An 18,065-nucleotide genomic window follows, 5' to 3' on the forward strand; every position below is an offset into this window, starting at 1 on the left:
GGGGGTCGGTCAAATGAGCGCCCACGCCGGCGAACTGCTCACTGCGCACCGAGGAGGAGTGCCAGGAGAACCGCGGATGCCGCCTCCAGCGCCACCGCGACGAGGAGCGCCGTGAGTGCCCTGCGCAGGGCCACGCGCCGTGAGGAGAGCGCGATCACCCGTCCATCGACGACCGGCTGCGCCGCCCGCGGCTGCGGGGCGACCCGCTCGACGATGACGGGCGGCCGCCACGGCTCCACCCCGTCGCCGCGCCCGTCACGCTGCTCGCGCTGCTCGCCCTGCTCGCGCTGTTCGCCCTGCCCCCCCGGCGCAAGACGCGGTTCGGGCTGCCGGAGAGGGACGTGCTGCGTCGGATGAGCGGTCCGGGGCGATGCGGCACGGGCGACGGCGATCGTGCGGTCGTCGGGCGACGCGGTTCGCGCGGCACGGATCGTCCGGTCTTCGGGCTCGTCGGTCATACGTCGTTCCGGCGCAGCCTGACCTCGACGTCGCCGAGGAAGAAGCGCTCCTCGGCGGCGAGCTCGACCCCGGGCGCGGCCTCGATCTCGGTGCCCATGAGCGTGACGAGCAGCACCCCGTTGGTCGATCCGAGGTCGGTCACGAACCAGCTGTCGCCGCGCAGCTCGAGTCGGGCGTGGGTCTTGGAGACCGTGCGGGTCGCGTCGGGGATCGTGACCAGCTGCGCCCGGGGGAACGCCCTGTCTCCGGCAGGGCTGCGACCCAGGGTGACGACGTCGCCGGTGAGCGCGATCGGCGCACCGGACGTGGGAACGAGCGACCAACGTGCGCGGCGACGACGCGTGATCATCGTCTCGCCGAACTCATCGTCGTCGTCCGGATCCTCCGGGCGCGCGTGCAGGGCCGACACCGACGAGAGGGCCGACCGAGGCATCCCGGCGTACGGTGCGCCGATCACGGCGGACACCTCGCCCGAGGTGTCGTCGAGCTCGTCGGCGGCAGGGACCTGCGATCGTCGCGGCGCCCACGGCTCGGCCTCTGCGCCGTCGCGCAGCGGCGCCTGCGGCGGCGTCTGAGACAGGGCCTGCGGCGGTGTCTGCGACAGGGCCTGCGGCAGGGCCTGCGGCCGGGGAGGCGGCGGGGTGAAGGGGGTGCGCGTCACGACCGCAGGCACAGCCGACACGGCCGGGGAGGGCGTGGACGACGGCAGGAGGACCGGGGGTGCGGCGTCGGGCGCGGACGACGTGGATGCCGCTCGCGGACCCGGGACATGCGCGTTGCTGCCGTCGCTCGGGCGGGAGCCGTCCGTCGCGGTCGACGCGACACCGTCCCAGCGTTCCATCGAGTCGAACGAGTCGTCGTCCCCGCGCGGCACGGGTGCAGATGCGGATGCCGACGAGGATCCCGACGCCGATGCCGTGGCGGAGTACGGGGGCACGTCGCCGGGTGCGACGGCGGAGACCTCGAGGTCTTCCAGGTCTTCCTCGAGCGGACTGCTTGCACGCTCGGGCTCCCACACCGGCCACACCTGCGCCGCAGGGCCCGACGGCGTCGCGGCGGGCGAGAGGGTGGAGGCCGTCGGAGCGGCCGAGGGGGCGGACCGCGGCGGACCGGAGGCATCCGGCGACAGGAAAGGATCCGGCGCCTCGATATGCGCGGGCGACCCCGTGCGCCCGGCGACGGGCATCGACGAGCGATCGGGCTGCTGCAGTCCGGCGGCGTGAGCGGGCGCCTTCAACCACCGCGCGGATCCGAAGCCGAGCACGCTCGCCCACACCGGGAACAAGACTGCGGCCAGCACCGTCATGCCTCCGCCGAAACCGAACGCCGCACTGATGCGGTGGGCGGCGAGCACCACCACGACCCACAGCCCGAACCACCCGAGCACGGGGATGAGGGCAAGCAGCACGAACCAGCCCGAGACCCCGCCGAGCTCGAGCACGACGAAGACGTTGAGGAACGGCACCCACGCCTGCCAGGCCGGAGTACCGACCTTGCGGAAGAGTGCCGACAGGGCGAGCGCAGCCCATGCGTAGAGCACGACCGAGAGCGCGACGGCGATCAGCCAGATGGCGATCGAGCCGCCGGAACCTGAAGAGACGTTCATATGGATGGGCGCGCCACTCCTGCGGTGGAGCGTCGCCTCCCCCTCTCGATGATCGGCCGCGCCCGCCGTCGTTCGGCGGGTCCCGGCGTGAGAACGCGAAGGAACGACCTCAACGATACGGCCGCGAGCACCCGGCGCCAGACTCCCGATCCGGTCGTGAATGCCGCGCGGTCGGCGTCAACGTCCCGCCAGTACTCCTCGGCCTCTCGGACGGAGGCACCGCGACCCGAGAACGCCGCGTCGTCCGCCACGGCTGCCAGCGTCGCACCCGATGGCGTGGCGAGGGCATCGGCGATCTCAGGACGGGTCGACGAGGGCGGGATGCTGCGGCCGGCGTCGGCTGCAGCATCCAGATACTCCTCCCAGCCACCCGCGATCCGCGAGGCCGGATCCGGATGCTCGCGGCGGGCGCGGCGGCGCAGGCGCTTGGCTGCGATCACCACGGCGAACGGACCGAGGATGATCGCGAGGATCAGGAGCGCCACGGCGAGCGCCCGGAGCGAGACCCACAGCCACGTCAGATCGAGAGCGTCGGACGCCGCCGGGTCGGCGTTCGCGGTGTCTTGCGGCGGCGAAGCGGGCGGGACCACGTCGGTGACGGCGTCGGGGCGTACATCCGTGACGATCTCAGGGTCGCGCTGCTGGGTCACCTCCAGGCTCGGCGACACGCGGTGCTGCGGCGTCGCATCGATCGGCACCCAGGTGCCGTCCGCCGCGCGCACCTCGGTCCATGCCGACAGGTCTTGCCCGCGGCAGACGCCCTGAGCGCACACCGCGAGGTCGGGGTCGGGACTCGAGAGCCTCGCACCCACGACGACCCTCGAAGGGAAGCCCAGTTCGCGGGCGATCAGGGCGACCGCGACGGAGAACTGCTCGTCGTCACCCACCGGCGCGACGAAGTTGCCGGATGCCGCGGCCCGAGGGTCGGCCTCACGCTCCTGCAGGCGCGAGAACATCCCGTCGATCCGGGCCAGGGAGTGTCCTGCGGCGCTCGGCTGGAACACATACCCGTCGAGTGACTGCGCCCACACCGGCTCGACACCCGCCGTCGAGGTCAGGCCGTGGCTGAGGTAGCCGCGCTCGCGCAGCAGTGTGACCAGGCCCACCAGGGCCGCACCTCCCGAGCCCTCGGCGTGCTCTTTCACCCACGCGCGCAGGTGGGGCGGTGCCGCCGGCTCGTCGACCCCGACGATCGTACCGGGGTCGGTCGCACCCGGTTCGATCGTGGAGATGTCGACCGCTGCAGGCTGCACCGCGTGCACGACGTAGGTGTCTCCGGCCTGCACTCCCCCGTCGGCGGTCTGCACACCGGCTTCGGCTGCGGCGCTGTAGTAGAACCGATCCGCCAGCGCCGCCGCGCGCGGCCCCCCGAAATCGATCGCGACCACGCGCCCCGCCGTGGGCAGCCAGACCCCTGAGAGAGCGCCGATCGTCACTTCGATCGTCGATGCGGCCCCCGGCCCGGCATCCAGGCGCGACGGCACGCGGACGAACCTCGCATCGCCCTCGCCGGTGCTGCGGAATTCCTCGCCGTCATAGCCGTCGAGCGTCGCGACGCGGATGCGGTCGGGTGCCGGACCCGCGCCCTGCGACGAGACAGAGAACACGGGGTCATCGGCACGGGCGTCGGCGAACAGTGCGCGGTAGCCCACGAGCGGACTCACCGCGCGCGAGAGCATCACGTCGGGCCCGATCCCGGCGCGCAGCACGTCGCGCTCCCTCCCCTGCGCCGCGATCGGCACGACCGCGAGCGCCACCACCACGGCGGCCACCAGCATCCCCGCTCCGGCGACCGCACGGCGCCGACCGGTGCGGGATGAGTCACGCGCCACCCGGACGGCGCGGGACGCCGCCGCACGGTGCAGCGACCGCACGCGCTGGTCACGGCTGCGCCACGCGAGCCACAGGACGCTCGCGACGAGACCGGCGACCCCGAGCGCCGTCTCGACGGGGGCGAACAGCACGAGCGGCCCGAGGTGCAGTGAATCGCTGACCGTCGTGCGCCCGAAGAGGAGGCCGAAGGACAGCATCCCGATCGCGACCGCCACACTCGCCGCCGACCCGCGACCTTCGCGCCACGACAGCCGCAGCGCCGCGTACGTGCCGACGAGGAAGACGACGAGGGCCGGCACGAGCAGGTTGCGGTAGGAGCCGACCGGCAGGTCGACGGTGACGAGGTCTTTCCACGCGAGCACGGTGCCGGCCGCGAGATCGGCGAGTCCGCTCAGGAATCCGACGGGACTTCCCAGGCGTGAGGGAACGGCGAGCGGCACGCCCAGCACCACGAACGCGACCGCGACCGATGCCGCCGACGCCCCCGCACTCCACTGTCGCCAGTGCGCGGCGACGGCCAGGAGCGCGGCAGCGACGGCCGAGACGATCACCAGGAGGACGAACGAACCGGAGCGGTAGATCGGCCACGCCGCGAGGGCCGCGAGCGCGACCATCGCACCGATGTAGACCGCACCGGCGGTGATGGTGCGGGCCGACCCGGCAGCCCGGGGTGCGCGGGCGGTCACGAGGCGGCCCCACGCAGCAGCAAGCCCGAGAGGTCTTCGAGCGTCGCGACCGTGACCACCGTCAGATCGCCGATCCGCCGCATCCCCGGATGTGCGCCCTCATCGCACACGATGGCGACGACCGCGGTGTCGGACCCGAAGGCGAGCGCGGCGTGCCGGAGCTGCGGCAGCGGCACGATCGAACCGACGACCACGAAGGCGACGGACAGGCGCTCGGGGGACTCGACGGCCAATCGGCACACCTCGGCGACGTGCATCGTGTTCTCGAGGCGCCCGACACCGCTGAACCCGTCGAGCATGGTTCGGCGGGATGCCGCCGAGACCCGGCGGATGGCGCGCAGGCGCCCCTTGACCGCCCGGGGGATCTCGGCGCCCACCACGATGTCGAGGTCACGCGCGTCGCCGATCGCGCGCAGCCCCAGGGAGGCGGCGCACGACACGGCGAGTTCGAACTCGTCGCCGTCGGCGTACTCGCCGACGGCGAGCCCGAGGATCACCGCCATCCTCGAGCGGCGCGACTCTTCGTACTGGCGCACCATCAGACGCCCCGTCTTGGCCGTCGACTTCCAGTGGATGTGCCGGCGCGAGTCGCCGGACGCATACTCGCGGATCGCGTGGAACGACATGTCGGCGTCGACGAGCCGGCGCGTCGGGCTTCCGTCGAGATCGCGGATGAGTCCAGCGCTCGTGGACGGCAACGCGACGGTGCGCGGGTGCACGTACAGATCGCGCATGTCGTCGAACGCGTGCTCACGGCGCAGGATGCCGATCGGATCGCTGCGCACCGTCGTGGCGGGGCCGACCGTGACGATCCCCCGCGGCAGCGGCGGGATGTGGAGGTCTTGCGTGATCGTGTGCCCCGGCCGCAGGAGCGGCACGCCGAACTCGACGAGCCGCCCACCGGGGGTCGCGGCGTCGCCGATGGGCACATCCATCCGCCCGGGCAGGGCGATCCCCCGGCCCCTGTTGCGGACGATGACCTCGGCAGCGACGTGCTGGCCGGCGCTGACGCGGTCGCGCGGGAGCACGAGCTCGACCTCGTAGGCGCGCGCGCCGAACAGGAACGGCACGCTCATCGCGAGCAGCGCCGCCCCGGTCATCCCGGCGATGAGCCACTCCACCCAGCCGAGCGCGAAGCCCACGCCCAGTCCGACCGTCGCCGCCAGAAGCACGAGCACCCCGGCCGGGCGCACGGTGCCGGCCGCCCCTCGCGCCGCGCGCATCGACGCCGCGCGCGCCGCCTGCCACACGGTCGCGAAGGCGACGACAGCGCACACCACCCGGCGTCCGCGCACGCCGGCCGCCACCTCGGTGCGGGTCCGCGTGTGCGGATCGGACGCCCCCGGCATGTCGGACGTGCGCTGAACGCGCGAGTCGGTGAGGGTCATACGGCCTCGCGCTGACTCGGCGGGGCGACGTCGAGCAGCACCTGCCCGACCACCGCCTCCTGCGTCACGCCGTCGAACTCGGCCTCGGCCTCGAGGATCAGGCGATGCGAGAGCACCGAGACCGCCAGGCTCTTGACGTCGTCGGGGGTCGCGTACGTCCGGCCGCGGGAGGCGGCTCGTGTGCGCGTCGCCCGGGTGAGCGCGAGCGCTCCGCGGATGCTGACGCCCAGCCTGACCTGTTCTGCCGAGCGGGTCGCGTCGACGAGGCGCGCGATGTAGTCGAGCACGAGGGCGTCGACGTATACCTCGGCGGCGAGGTCGGCCATCCCGACAAGGGCCTCGGGGCTGACGACGGGAGCCAGATCTGCTGTTGCCACGGCAGCCCCGTCGAGGATCCGCACGGTCGCTGCATGGTCCGGGTAACCGAGCGACGTGCGGATCATGAACCGATCCAGCTGTGCCTCAGGCAGGCGGTAGGTGCCCGCCTGCTCCACCGGATTCTGCGTGGCGAGCACCACGAACGGCACGCCGACCTGACGCGTGACCCCGTCGACCGTGACCCGTCCCTCCTCCATGACTTCCAAGAGCGCCGACTGCGTCTTGGGGCTCGCCCGGTTGATCTCGTCCGCGAGCACGATGTTGGCGAACACCGGACCGCTGTGGAACTCGAACTCGCCCGTCTTCTGGTCGTAGACGGTGATCCCCGTGATGTCGCCGGGCAGCAGGTCGGGCGTGAACTGGATCCGCGTGTGCGTGCCCTGCACGGACTCCGCCATCGCGCGGGCGAGCGATGTCTTGCCCGTACCGGGCACGTCTTCGACGAGCACGTGCCCATCGCTCAGCATCGCCGTCAGGACGAGTTCGACCACCGCCCGTTTGCCGATCACCGCCCGCTCGACGTTGTCGGCGAGCTCGGTGAAGGTCTGCGCGAACCACGCGGCCTGCTCGGTCGTGATGGTCATGGAGTGCTCTTCCGTTCGAGGGCGATGGACAGGGGATGCTGTGCGCCGGCCATCACGGACTCGGCGGCAGATTCGGCTCGCAGGAGGCCCCGAAGCTGGACGAAGCGGGGGCGAGGTTCCAGCCCTGGGCGGCCCAGCTCACCGTGACTCCGATGCCGCCGACCGACACGGTGCCGACCGGAACAGTCCACGGATCGGCGCTCCGCGGCAGCACGGTGCCCGTGGCGTCGAGGTAGACGATCCCCGCCGGATCGAAGGTGATCGCCGCCTTCGCCCCCGACGGATCGTTGGACGAGTCGGCGCTCGTCTGCAGCGTCGAACCGCCGACGCACGATGCCACGGCCCATCGCGCCTGCACCTGATACGGTGCGCTCCCGGGTGCCGGGGTGACATTCGCCCAGGCGCTCGCCGTGCCCCAGAACCGGTGCACATATCGCACGCGGATGCCGGGATCCCGGTCGTAGACGCTCGTGGGCGGACCGCCGTCGAACTGAGGGTCGTTGTTCCGAGGCGGGACGTCGCTCGAGGTCGGAGCGGCCGTGATCCGCCACCGTGCCTGCTGGTCGGAGATCTGCGCCGTCGGGTCGACCACGAAGGTCCATCCGACGGGAGCGTTCGCGCTCTGCGCGGCTCGGACCGAGGCCGTCGCGGTGGTGCGGCCGTAGAGCTCGCCGTCGAACCACGACTCGACGCACACGGTGAACGCATACTCCTGCCCGTCGGGCAGCCCGCCGAAGCTCGCCGACTCACCACCAGCCGTCGCCGAGCAGCGCTGACCGTCCTGCACGATGGCATAGCGCAACTGCGCACCGTCCCCGTTGGACCGAGCGGTCGCGGTGGCCCGTACGGTCGAGGTGCCCCCGCCCTCGGAGGCCGAACTCAGCGCGAGTGCCGCGTCCTGCGGAGCGCCGACGCCGTTCGCCTGCACGGTGACCGGCATTCCGGTGCGGGGACCGCCCACTCCTGGCGGCACGGAGAAGCGCGGCAACGGTGTGACCGTCATGAGCGTCGCAGAGTTCGCGCCGACCCGGAACACCGGGACCTCGACTCTCGTCTGTCCGAGGGCGACGGGAACACGGATCGTCTCGCCGACGGGGCTCGAGATCTCGAGCATGCCGGTATCGGCGGGGTCGACGCTCGCGATCGTGAGCCGTACGACTCCGCCTTCCCCGTCGGGGGTCACCACCGGATGGGCCGTGACCCCGCTCGGGGTGGCAGGAGTGTTGAAGGCCCACGCGGTCGTGCGGACGCCGTTAAGGGACTCGCCGACCGCGTTGACCGCAGTCACGTCGAACGTTCGCTTCTCGCCGTTGGGCGACGCGACCGCCGGGCAGCTGCCGTCGGTCGCGCACTGCGTGACCACCTGACCGTCGGAGCGGACGACGAAGCCGCTCAGCGCCGGGTAGGCCGATCGCGCATCGCCCGGGTCGACACGGAGAGTCAGCGACCCGTCGGCGTAGGCGACCTGGGTCACGCTCGACGGTGCGCGCGGGTACCCCTGGAGGTCGAGCAGGATCCGTCCGTCGCGCGCGGCGTTCGTGCTGCGACCCTGCGCATCGCGCACCGTGAACGTGGCGGTGCACGTCGCGCCCGGAGCCTCCGTCGTCCACGACGCGCGTACCGCGGTCGGCGAGGCCACGGCGAACGAGATTCCGACGCACGCGCCGGTGGCGGCGACCGCCGTCACCTCGAGCGGTGTGCGAGGAAGCGGGTTGACCTCGTCGACGGCGCCGACCACGTCGAAGGTGCACGTCGATCCGGCCGCCTGAGAGCACTGCTGGGTGACCGAACCACCGCGCGGCAGCGTCGAGGGTGCAGCCCCGACGCGGAGGATGAGTCGCGCCGGGGCGACTCCCGCATGGCTCGTGACATTCACGATCGCGGACTCTTCGGTGCCGGGCATCGCACGATCGGCACCGGTCACCGTCACGATCGATCCCTGGAGGGAGACCGCGAAGGCCGTTCCGGAGGGGGTGACCGAATAGGAGATGCCGGACCAGTCCTCCCGCAGCTGCCACGACGTCATGTCGCGCAGCTCGAACGTGGTCGTCTCACCCGGCCCCACCGTGATCGAGGCGGATCGGAGCACGGGCTGGGGGTCTTGGGCGACCACCGTGATCGGCACCGAAAGATAGGTCCAGTCGGCTTGACCTGCCAGGCGCACAGGGACCTGGCACGCGTCTGCCCAGGGCGCGCCCGCGCCGGCCGTGTAACGCACGGCGGTCGTACCGTCGGCGGTGCAGGACCCCGCGGGACGCGCCCCCGAGGCGCGGATGTCCGATCCCACCTCGAGGGCTGCCCCCCTGGGCATCGCGACGACGGCGGCCATGTCGAACGAGACCGCACCGAGCTCGTCGACGCGCTGCGGCGGCGTGCCCCGGCGCAGCGCGAGAGCGAGGTCATCGTCGCCCGGCACACGGAGGAAGGCGTAGGTCGTCACGGGCCCGTCGATGCCCTGACCGGTCACGGCGAACGGAATGATCCGCGTCGCGGCGGGGAGCCGGCCGCTGAGCCGGACACCGTCCACGCGCACGGAATCGTCCTTCGGATGCCACAGCCCGATGCTCAGCGACGAGACCTCGCCGCCCGACCATGCCGCTTTGCCGCCGAGCACATCGACGCCCGTCTCGAAATCGGACCGATCCTCGGCGGTGAGCACCGTATCGGTGACGACCGGATAGTCCGGGACGCTTTCGCGCACGACACGCACCACGATGAGTCCGCGGGCGGTGTTGCCCGATGTCGATTTCACGTCGTAGAGGTAGGACATCGTGGTGGGTTCGGTTCCCGCCGCGATCGTCACGGTCGACGCATCGAACGATCGCACGCGGGCGGCATGGACGGCGTACTGATCGTTGACCGAGCCGTCCGCAAGGGTCTCGGGCAGGTCGGGGCGCACCGCCGTCACACGGAGCGTGCCGCCGGTCGGGTCGATGTCGGCCGCAAGCGGGCTGACCCTGATCGAGTTGTCGCGGCCCGCCTGCACCTGCACATAGTCGGTGAAGGTCACCGGACTCGGGTCGGACTGCCCGTCGCGCACGCCCACCCGCACGGTCGCCTCGCCGGTCAGACCGAAAGCGTCGACGACCCGGTAGCGGAAGGAGACCTGCCCGCGGAAGCCGGCGACGCTCGAGTAGACGATCCCCGTCCCATCGGCCGAGATCGTGGCGGCCCCCGTCGCCGGCTGCGACACGATCCGGTCGAGGGTCACGACATCACCGTCGGGGTCTTCTGCGAACGAGTCGAACGGGATCACCGTCGACTGGCCGGCCAGCACGCGGCCCTGAAGCGCGGAGGGCGCGGGAGGACGGTTCGCATCATCCGAGAGCACCCTCACCCGTACGGTCGCGTCATCCGCGAGCAGCGGCGCACCGGTCGTGTACACCGAGTAGCGGATGTCGTACTCGCCGGGCTCGGTCGGTGCGAGATAGCGCAGCGCATCTCCGGACGCGAACGCCAGCGCGTCCGGGGTCGATGACACGATGGATGCCGGGTTCAAGGTCGGGCGCCCGCCCGACGGCGCGATGTCGTTCGCCAGCACGGGGATGTCGACCTGCGCCCCCGCCCGCACCACCACGGTGTCGTCCACCGCGATCGGCGCGAGCTCGGGAGCCGGTGGCAGCAGGTATACGCTCGCGATCCCCTCCACGCGCGCCCCCGCATCGTCGGTGCCGTCGCTCACCGCGTACGTCACGGTGCCGACGCGTCCGGAGGCGCCGGATGCTGTCGTGCCCGACACCCGCAGGTCGCTCTGGCCGACAGCATCCACCGACAGGGACGCGCCCGGATCGGGATGGGCCACGACGTCGCTGAGCAGCAGCACGCGGCGCGTCGGATTCGTGACCGCGGCGAGCACGTCGAGAGTCGCGTCCTCCTGCGGATGGACGAAAGCGACGACGGGAGCGGTGGCGAGCCCGGCCGGCGCGTCGGCGGCGAGGAGGGTCACGCGGGCCGTGCCGTCGGACTCCGAATCGCCGTCCGACACGGTGAATCCGATCCGATACGTGCCCGGCTGCGCCGCATCGAGATCGAATGAGGTCGTCCCACCCACCACTGTGGCGGCGGCCTGAGCGCCGTCGAGCACTCTGACCGAGGTCAACGAGATCGCCCCCGCGGTTCCGGTGACGTGCGGCGCGACGTCCACCGTGAGGCCCTCCCCGACACTGTCGAGCACAGCGAAGGACTGCACCGCCATGACGGGCTTGTCCGATATGCGGACCACGAGCGATTTCGTCGTCACCGCACCGGCTGTATCGGCCACCGTCACGGCGAGCTCGACCTGCTGCCCCGCGTCCCCCGCGCCGTTGTCGTGATGCTGGTAGACGACGTCGCCGGACGGCGTCGCGACGACGCTGCCCCTGCCGTCCGGACCGCTGAGGTCGCGCACCGACTCGAGCAGGAGCGGATCGCCCTCGGGATCCACCCATCCCGAGAGGACCGGGATCGTGATGGTTCCGCCGCGCGCGACCTCGGGAGTGGGCCAGGGAAGCAGGCAGCGTGGCACTCCGCACCACGCGGGTGCGGTGTTCTGCGTCGGCGATGCCACCGTGAGCGTGACCGTGGTCGGCGGCGAGGTGAGCCCGCCGCCCGACGTCCCGTCGGTCACCGCGTACTGGAACGTCGCGGTGCCCGTGGCCCCCGGCGCCACCCGCACGGCGAGACGCTGATCGTGATCTGTCAGGGTCAGCGTGCCGAACCCGGGGTCGAGCCCCGTCACAGACGCCGGATCGATGCTGAGCACATCGGTGTTGGGGTCGTGATCGTTCAGGAGCACCGGAAGGCTCGCGAGGGCATCGGCGCGGACACCGAACGCATCGGGCTCGGCGACGGGAGGCCGGGGGTCGATCACGACGCTCAGCTGGTCGTCACTCGAAGCGGCGGCCTGGTTCGCGCTCGAGTCGAGCGACCAGTCCTGGCTCGAGCGGACGAGCTCTCCCCCGGGCGCCGTCCATACCCAACCCGACCTCGTCTCGTTGAGGATCACGGCGCCGTCGGTCGCGCTGAACACCGGGCGCCGATCGGCCGGCAGCACCGACCCCGCGTAATCGAGCGGCTTCTCCCCGTCCCGCGAACTCCACATGACCCCTCCCGCGCTCCCCTGCGGCAGCCAAGCGGCCATGACGGTCCCGTCGTGCACGATCGGGCGGGCCGGTGTTCCCAGGCCCGCCCCCGGCGCACCCACCGGTGTGGTGATCGTCGTGCCGTCCACCGGGATGCGCACGAGCGAGTCCTGATCGGCCACGAGCACGGCCGATCCCGACGGATCGGGGGGCGCGACCACCACAGCCCCCGTCGTCGGCGCGCGCACCGAGCTCGCGGCATCACGCAGCCAGACGTCGCCGCTCGCGGTGTCGACCACTGCCCATCGATCGCCGGCCGCCGTGATCGCGGGCGCGGCGAGCGTCGCGATCGCGAGCGGGTCGCGGCCCTTGACCCTTCCCGCCCCCACGTCATACCGCAGCACGGCACGGTCTGAGGCCGAGTAGGCGAACAGGATGCCGCGCTCATCGATCGCGATCGCGCTGGCCGCATACTGCGGGGCGTCGGGGGAACCGTTGCGGAAGGGATCGATCTGTGCGGTGTCGTCGGCGGACAGTCGGCCGGCGAACACCGCGCCCGCATCCGTCCGGTAGGCGACGAAGTCGCCGGCCGTGACGACGTCGACCGTGCCGGACGGAGTGGACGGCGAGGCCCGCAGCGTCTGCTCGTCGAGGTCGGCAGGCTGCGCCTCGTCGATCCGCGTCAGCCTGCTGCTGGAGTCGGTGAACAGGTAGGCCGCACCACCTGCCTGCGCGAGGCTCGAGGGGTTGCCGACGCTTCGGACGGTGTCGAGCTCGCCGATCGCCGTGTTGACCCGGGCATACCGACGACCGTCGCCGGTCTGGAGCGCCCAGACTGAGGTATCGACCGGGGGTGTCTGCTGGGCGTCGAGGCCCGGCCAGACGATGGCGACGCCGATCACGACTGCCAGGGCGGCGGCGGCCGAGACCACGCCGACCACACGCGCACGGCGCACCTAGACGGCTCCTGCGAGAAGGGCCGCCACGACGGCTGCGACCGCGACGACCACCGCGACAGCGCCGCCGAGGATCCAGTAGCGCATGCGACGCACGCCCGCGCTGAGAAGGGCCTCACCCGAGATGTCGGTGTCCTCGTCGCGGGCGAAGCTCGTCACCGACGGGGATTCGACCCTGCGGCGGCTGTCGTGCGCCACCCTCGAGCGCTGCGGGCCGCGGAGAGCAGCGTCGGCGAAGTCGACCGGTTCGGATGCCGGCGCCCAGTCATCGACGGGGATCTCCATCGGCGAGGGGGCGAAACCGGCCTCGATCTGAACGCTGCGGAGCTCTTCGCCGAACGCCGCCGCCGACGGCTGCCGCCGCCGGGGATCGCGTTCCATGGCGCGGGCGAGCACTGCCTGCAGCGCATCCGGGAGGTCGGCGCGCGGGATCGGCGTATACGAAGCACGGGCGATCCGCTTTCGCAGCTGCTCGCGCGAGTTCTGGCCGCTCCCGTCGACGGAGCGACGCTCGAACGGGCTGTGGCCCGCGGCGAGCGAGTAGACCGTCGCCCCCAGGCTCCAGACCTCACTGGCGACCGATCCCGTGGTCTGCTCGGCGATCACCTCGGGTGCGCTCCACGGCACCGACATCGCGAACATCTCGCCCCCCGGGGTGCGCGCCAGCGACGACGAAATGCCGAAGTCGGCCAGCACCGGGCTGCCGAAAGAGGTGGTGAGGATGTTGCTCGGCTTGATGTCGCGGTGGATGAGGCCCGCGCGGTGCGCGGATTCCAAGGCCCCCGCCATCCGCACTCCGATCGCGAGCACCTCGTCGACCGGGATGCGCTCGAGGCGATAGCGCTGCGCGAGCGACCCCGGGCAGTACTCCATCACGATGTACGGGCGGCCGTCGGCCGAGATCCCCGCCTGGTACACCGTCACGATCGACGGATGCGCGGACAGATGCGCGAGGACGTCGGCCTCGGCGTTGAACATCCGCAGCAGCTCGGGATCGCGCACATCGCTCGGCAGCACTTTGACCGCGACACTGCGTCGCGGCATGTCCTGCTGGTAGAGGAACACGTCGGCGAAGCCGCCCGAGCCGAGCGGACGCACGTAATCGAGTCCAGGGAGGATCGGTGGCGCGGACGGCAGACGCTTGGCCACAGCACCTCCAGGATCCACGCGTGGGCGGGTGGGCGGGTCGCGCTCGAGGCGCCCGATCCCAGCGCCTCACGATGCTAACAAAACGCGCTCGCCCCGAATCGCGAGGGCAGCGCACCTGTGCACAAGGTGCGCGCGGATGTCACGGATCGGGCTCGGGACGCGGATCGAAGGGAGCATCCAGTGAGCGCGTCAGCTCCTGGAGCATCGCCTCGATCTGCGGCTCGACGTACTGTCCGATCGCGGCTTGGATACGCAGCCGGTGGTGCAGCAGGATCGTGCAGACCTCGCGGCCGATCATGTTCGCGTAGTCGTCTGCGAGGCCGACCTCCTGCCGGAGCGCGGCTTTCGCATCAGGGCTGAGCGGCGGCAGGTCGGGCACGTCGGCATCGGCGGCTTCGGCAAGACCCGAGATCGTGAACAGGAAGGGTGAGCCGGGCACCGGGTCGGGGTCCAGCGGCATCCCCTCGTACTCGGGGTCGAGGCCCTCTGCGGGCCGGTAGCTGCGGGCTCTGTTGCGGGATGCCTGCTGCTCGAGCTCCGCCTGCAGCATCGGCAGATTGAGCGCGGTGTACTCGGCGACCGCGTGGTCGATGATCGTCTTGATGCGCGTCGAGAGTCCGTGCTGCACACCGTGGGGCACATCCGCGCCGAGACCGGCGGCGGACAGCACGGGGGAACCGAAGCAGCGACGGCAGGGGGCGACCCGTCCGCGATGGGTCGCGGGCTCCCAGCGCGGCAGCCAGCGCAGCCAGGCATCCACGGCCTGGCTGACCTGCGTCTCGAGCGAGCGCTCCACAGGACCCAAGGGTATCGGCGGGAATGCCGCCATGGCGAGGATGCCGCCATGGCGGCGCGTCGCCTACTCGTCCTCGTCGCCCTCCCACGGCCAATGGGGACGATGCGCGCGGGTACGCACGAGTGCGATGGCGCCCCATCCCGCGACGGCTCCCGCCACGGCCAGGACCAGACCGAACCAGGATGTCGCGACCCGGCCCACCGCCGCGGTGGCCGCCGCAGGGTCCGCCCCCGCGAGCAGGCCGCCGGACCACACACCGGCCAGATACCCGAGGAACGCGGCGAGCCCGGCGACGAGGGCACCCACGAACGACGGCCGGGGACGACGCAGCGCGGGCCACAGCGCCCCCGCGAATCCCGCGGTCGCGACGATCATGCCCAGGATCCCGGGGATCGGGCCGAGACCCGGCACCGAGATCACGTCCTCGTCGAGGATGAGACTGGCCACACCCAGCCCGCAGATGGAGAGAGCCACGAAGCCGACCACCCCGTAGCCCAGCGCCAGCGGCGGACGGACCGGCCCGCCCGCCTCCGGATCGCTCCCGTCGGGCTCGGCCGGCGCCCCGCCGGTCATGTCACTGGCGGACGAGCTGCGGGCCCGCCTCGAGCGTGCGCTCGTACTCGCGCTGCGCCTCGATGTTCAGCTCGGTCACCCGCGCACCACGCGCCGCAACCCATGCGCCGAACCAGATCGTGAGTTCGCGGCCGATGATGAACGCCGCGATCGCGAGGGGTGCCAGCAGCTGGCCCTCGACGAGCGCTCGGCCCTCGGTCGCCGTCAGCGTCCAGAACGGCGCCTGGAAGAGCTGGCCGAGGATGTGACCGCCGTAGCTTGCGACACCGACGAGCAGACCGACGTTGACCCAGACGCCCCATCGGCCGCGGTTGATGATCGCGCCGAGCAGCCAGAAGGCGAAGAAGAACACGGCGACGGTCACCCACAGCGACCACGTGCCGAGAGCGGCCAGAGCGGTGGAGCCGACGTTGTCGACGGTCACCGCCCCGGTGATCGCGCCGAATCCGAGCCACGCCGCGAGGTACAGAACCGCGAAGGCGAGTGCGGCCAGCAGACCGATCGCGCCGGCGGCACCGCGGTTGCCGCGCGGGAGCGGCGCCTCGGGCGCCTGTACGAAGATCGGCTGCGGGACGGCGGAGGCCGTGGCGGCTCCTGCCACGACGGGGACGACCGGAGCCACGACGGTGGCGTCGTCGGCCCGCGCCGGGTTCGAGTACATGCCGGGGACGTACTCCTGCACGTCGTCCGGCTCAGAGGTCGCGGCGTACGCCGGGACCGCGTATGCCGGCTCGGCGCCCGATCGCTCGGCGTCGGACGGCTCGGAGGCAGCAGGCTCCTGCGCGACGGGGGCCTCGGCCGGCTCGTGAGCGTTGCCGGGGGCATATGAGACAGCGGGGTCCACGGTGGCGGGTTCCGCGGGGACGGGCTCCTCCGTGACGGGTGCAGGGTGGGCTGCACCGGCGGGCTCCAAGAAGACGGGCCCATCCGCGGCGGGCACATCGGCGGCCGATTCGGGAGCGGCGGCTTCGCGGCGTACCGCGTCAGCATCCGCAAGCCCCTCGTGGGCGCGGCCGACGACGTCGTCATGGACGGTCGTGGGCTCTTCGACCGGCTCGCCGTACGACGATTTCTGGTCACTCATCGGATGTGCTCCTCACGCGAGGCATGTCCCCGCACCGGGAGGTTATCGCGCGTGGGCGACACCGTCCCGGAGGCGTGCCGCTGTGTGTCGCGGTCGGGGTTGCGGTCGAGCCCGCGGCTATCGTGGGCGGATGACACTCAGACGCGCGGCAGCGACGGCCCTCACCGCGTGCGCTTGCCTTCTCCTGCTGACGCTGACCGCGTGCGCGCCCGAGCCCGTCCCTGCGCCGAGCGGGTCTGCGGATGCACGGCAGACCGCGACGGCGACGGCTTCTCCGCATGCATCATCCAGCGCCGCGCCCACGGTACCGGGCCCCACCGGATCTGCCACGCCCGGCGTGTACGCCATACCGGCGGATTGCAGGGGGATGGTCAACTCCTCGATCATCGCGCAGTTCGGAACGACGCCCCTGAACGATCCGGCCTTCGCGCCGACGGGCGTGCAGCCGGACGGCAGCATCATCTGCGTCTGGGGCGACCCCCGCGCCGATACGACCAGGCTCATCACGAAGATCACCGGCATCTCGCGGGGCCCCGCTCTCGACATGCTCAATCAGCTCGCCGACACGCAGGGCTTCACGTGCTTCACGCCGAACGGCGGAACCCGGTGCGAGAAGACGTGGCAGAACACGAAGTATCCGGTCACCGACGGACGCACGCTCTTCTGGCGTGACGACATCCTGATCGACACGATGTTCTCGAACCTGGCGCCCACCGGCTACACCGACAGCATCGTGCAGTCGATCTTCGGGTGAGCACTCGAGGCCTCGGTCTCACTTCCAGACGAGCGAAGCCACCCGCTCGGAATACTGCGCCGGCTGCCACGCGGTCAGCGTGCTCGACAGCCACAGCCCGCCCCCCAGCTCGAGCGTCTCGAGCACATCGCCCGTCGTCTTCTCGCACCGTACGCGCGCGCCCTGATCGGTGCAGCCGAACCCCTCGCCCGGGAGGGATGCGGCGGCGATCGCGCCCGCGTCGGTCCCGACGTCCGCGACGGTCGTCGAGATCGACACGCCGTCCGCGCCGTGCCACGTGCAGGTGAAGCGCACCTGCGGGGCGAGGGCCGTGGCCAGTGTCGTGGCGGTCGTGACGGGCGCCGACGCGTCGGGGGTGAGGGTCGAGCCGGGAGCGAGACTGAGCGTGGCCCAGAGCGCATCGTTGTAGAGGCCGCGGCAGCTCGTGGGTACCCCGTCCTCCGGTTCCGGATCGGCGGAGGGCGCGGGTGCTGCCAGCTGCCCGCTCACGGCGCTGCCCACCCATCCGAGCGCAGCGGGCATCATCGGGAGCGCGAGCCACCCGAGAGCTCCGACGGCAGCCAGGCAGAGCACGCCGACGGGGATCGCGACCCACATACTGCGCCCGCCGATTCCGGCCATGAGCCCACCTCCATCCCCGCCCTCCACGCTATGCGCGGGTCGCCGGAGCCGCGGTTGCGGCACGCCGCCACCGCGGCGTCTCGCCGGGAACGCCGAAAGGCCCCGGCGTGAGCCGGGGCCTTTCGGGTGTGGACCGGA

The 18,065-nt window shown here is 71.9% G+C and carries 12 protein-coding genes; 1 reads left to right on the forward strand and 11 read right to left on the reverse strand.

What is annotated here, in order from left to right:
- Positions 1-38 precede the first annotated feature (38 nt).
- The 10 genes from F6B43_RS10460 to F6B43_RS10505 all read right to left on the reverse strand — a co-directional run bounded on the left by F6B43_RS10460 (position 39) and on the right by F6B43_RS10505 (position 16,552).
- Positions 39-458, reverse strand: coding sequence for a hypothetical protein (locus F6B43_RS10460; protein WP_150448878.1), 420 nt, complete (start codon positions 456-458; stop codon positions 39-41).
- Entirely contained in the window at positions 455-2,065 is a 1,611-nt protein-coding gene (locus tag F6B43_RS10465) for a DUF5684 domain-containing protein (protein ID WP_150448879.1), read from the reverse strand. The genes F6B43_RS10460 and F6B43_RS10465 overlap by 4 nt, the downstream gene beginning before the upstream one ends.
- Positions 2,062-4,584, reverse strand: a complete 2,523-nt coding sequence (locus F6B43_RS10470; protein WP_246159908.1) for a transglutaminase domain-containing protein — start codon at positions 4,582-4,584, stop codon at positions 2,062-2,064. The genes F6B43_RS10465 and F6B43_RS10470 overlap by 4 nt, the downstream gene beginning before the upstream one ends.
- A complete protein-coding gene (locus F6B43_RS10475) occupies positions 4,581-5,972 on the reverse strand; it encodes a DUF58 domain-containing protein (protein WP_150448880.1) in 1,392 nt (463 codons plus the stop codon). Before F6B43_RS10475 ends, F6B43_RS10470 begins: the two co-directional genes overlap by 4 nt.
- Positions 5,969-6,934: an AAA family ATPase gene (locus tag F6B43_RS10480; RefSeq protein WP_150448881.1), complete on the reverse strand. Its 966-nt coding sequence runs from the start codon at positions 6,932-6,934 to the stop codon at positions 5,969-5,971. The genes F6B43_RS10475 and F6B43_RS10480 overlap by 4 nt, the downstream gene beginning before the upstream one ends.
- A gap of 52 nt (positions 6,935-6,986) precedes the next feature.
- Entirely contained in the window at positions 6,987-12,950 is a 5,964-nt protein-coding gene (locus tag F6B43_RS10485; RefSeq protein WP_150448882.1) for an Ig-like domain-containing protein, read from the reverse strand.
- A complete protein-coding gene (locus F6B43_RS10490; protein WP_150448883.1) occupies positions 12,951-14,099 on the reverse strand; it encodes a serine/threonine-protein kinase in 1,149 nt (382 codons plus the stop codon).
- 139 nt (positions 14,100-14,238) lie between these two features.
- Positions 14,239-14,895, reverse strand: coding sequence for a spermidine/putrescine ABC transporter substrate-binding protein (locus F6B43_RS10495; protein WP_150448884.1), 657 nt, complete (start codon positions 14,893-14,895; stop codon positions 14,239-14,241).
- 63 nt (positions 14,896-14,958) lie between these two features.
- Positions 14,959-15,468, reverse strand: coding sequence for a hypothetical protein (locus F6B43_RS10500; protein ID WP_211368106.1), 510 nt, complete (start codon positions 15,466-15,468; stop codon positions 14,959-14,961).
- A 1-nt stretch (position 15,469) separates the two neighbouring features.
- The gene (locus tag F6B43_RS10505) at positions 15,470-16,552 is read right to left on the reverse strand and encodes an ABC transporter (protein ID WP_150448885.1); all 1,083 of its coding nucleotides are present in this window, start codon (positions 16,550-16,552) and stop codon (positions 15,470-15,472) included.
- Positions 16,553-16,682: 130 nt separating this feature from the next.
- Here F6B43_RS10505 and F6B43_RS10510 point away from each other — a divergent pair, with 130 nt between their 5' ends.
- Positions 16,683-17,306: a hypothetical protein gene (locus tag F6B43_RS10510; RefSeq protein ID WP_150448886.1), complete on the forward strand. Its 624-nt coding sequence runs from the start codon at positions 16,683-16,685 to the stop codon at positions 17,304-17,306.
- An 18-nt stretch (positions 17,307-17,324) separates the two neighbouring features.
- Here the strand turns inward: F6B43_RS10510 and F6B43_RS10515 are convergent, their stop codons facing one another.
- Positions 17,325-17,927 (reverse strand): hypothetical protein, encoded by a 603-nt coding sequence (locus F6B43_RS10515; RefSeq protein WP_150448887.1) that lies wholly within the window; start codon positions 17,925-17,927, stop codon positions 17,325-17,327.
- Positions 17,928-18,065: the final 138 nt, after the last annotated feature.

It is taken from the genome of Microbacterium rhizomatis, assembly GCF_008710745.1.
In the GTDB taxonomy this organism is placed as follows: Bacteria; Actinomycetota; Actinomycetes; order Actinomycetales; family Microbacteriaceae; genus Microbacterium; species Microbacterium rhizomatis.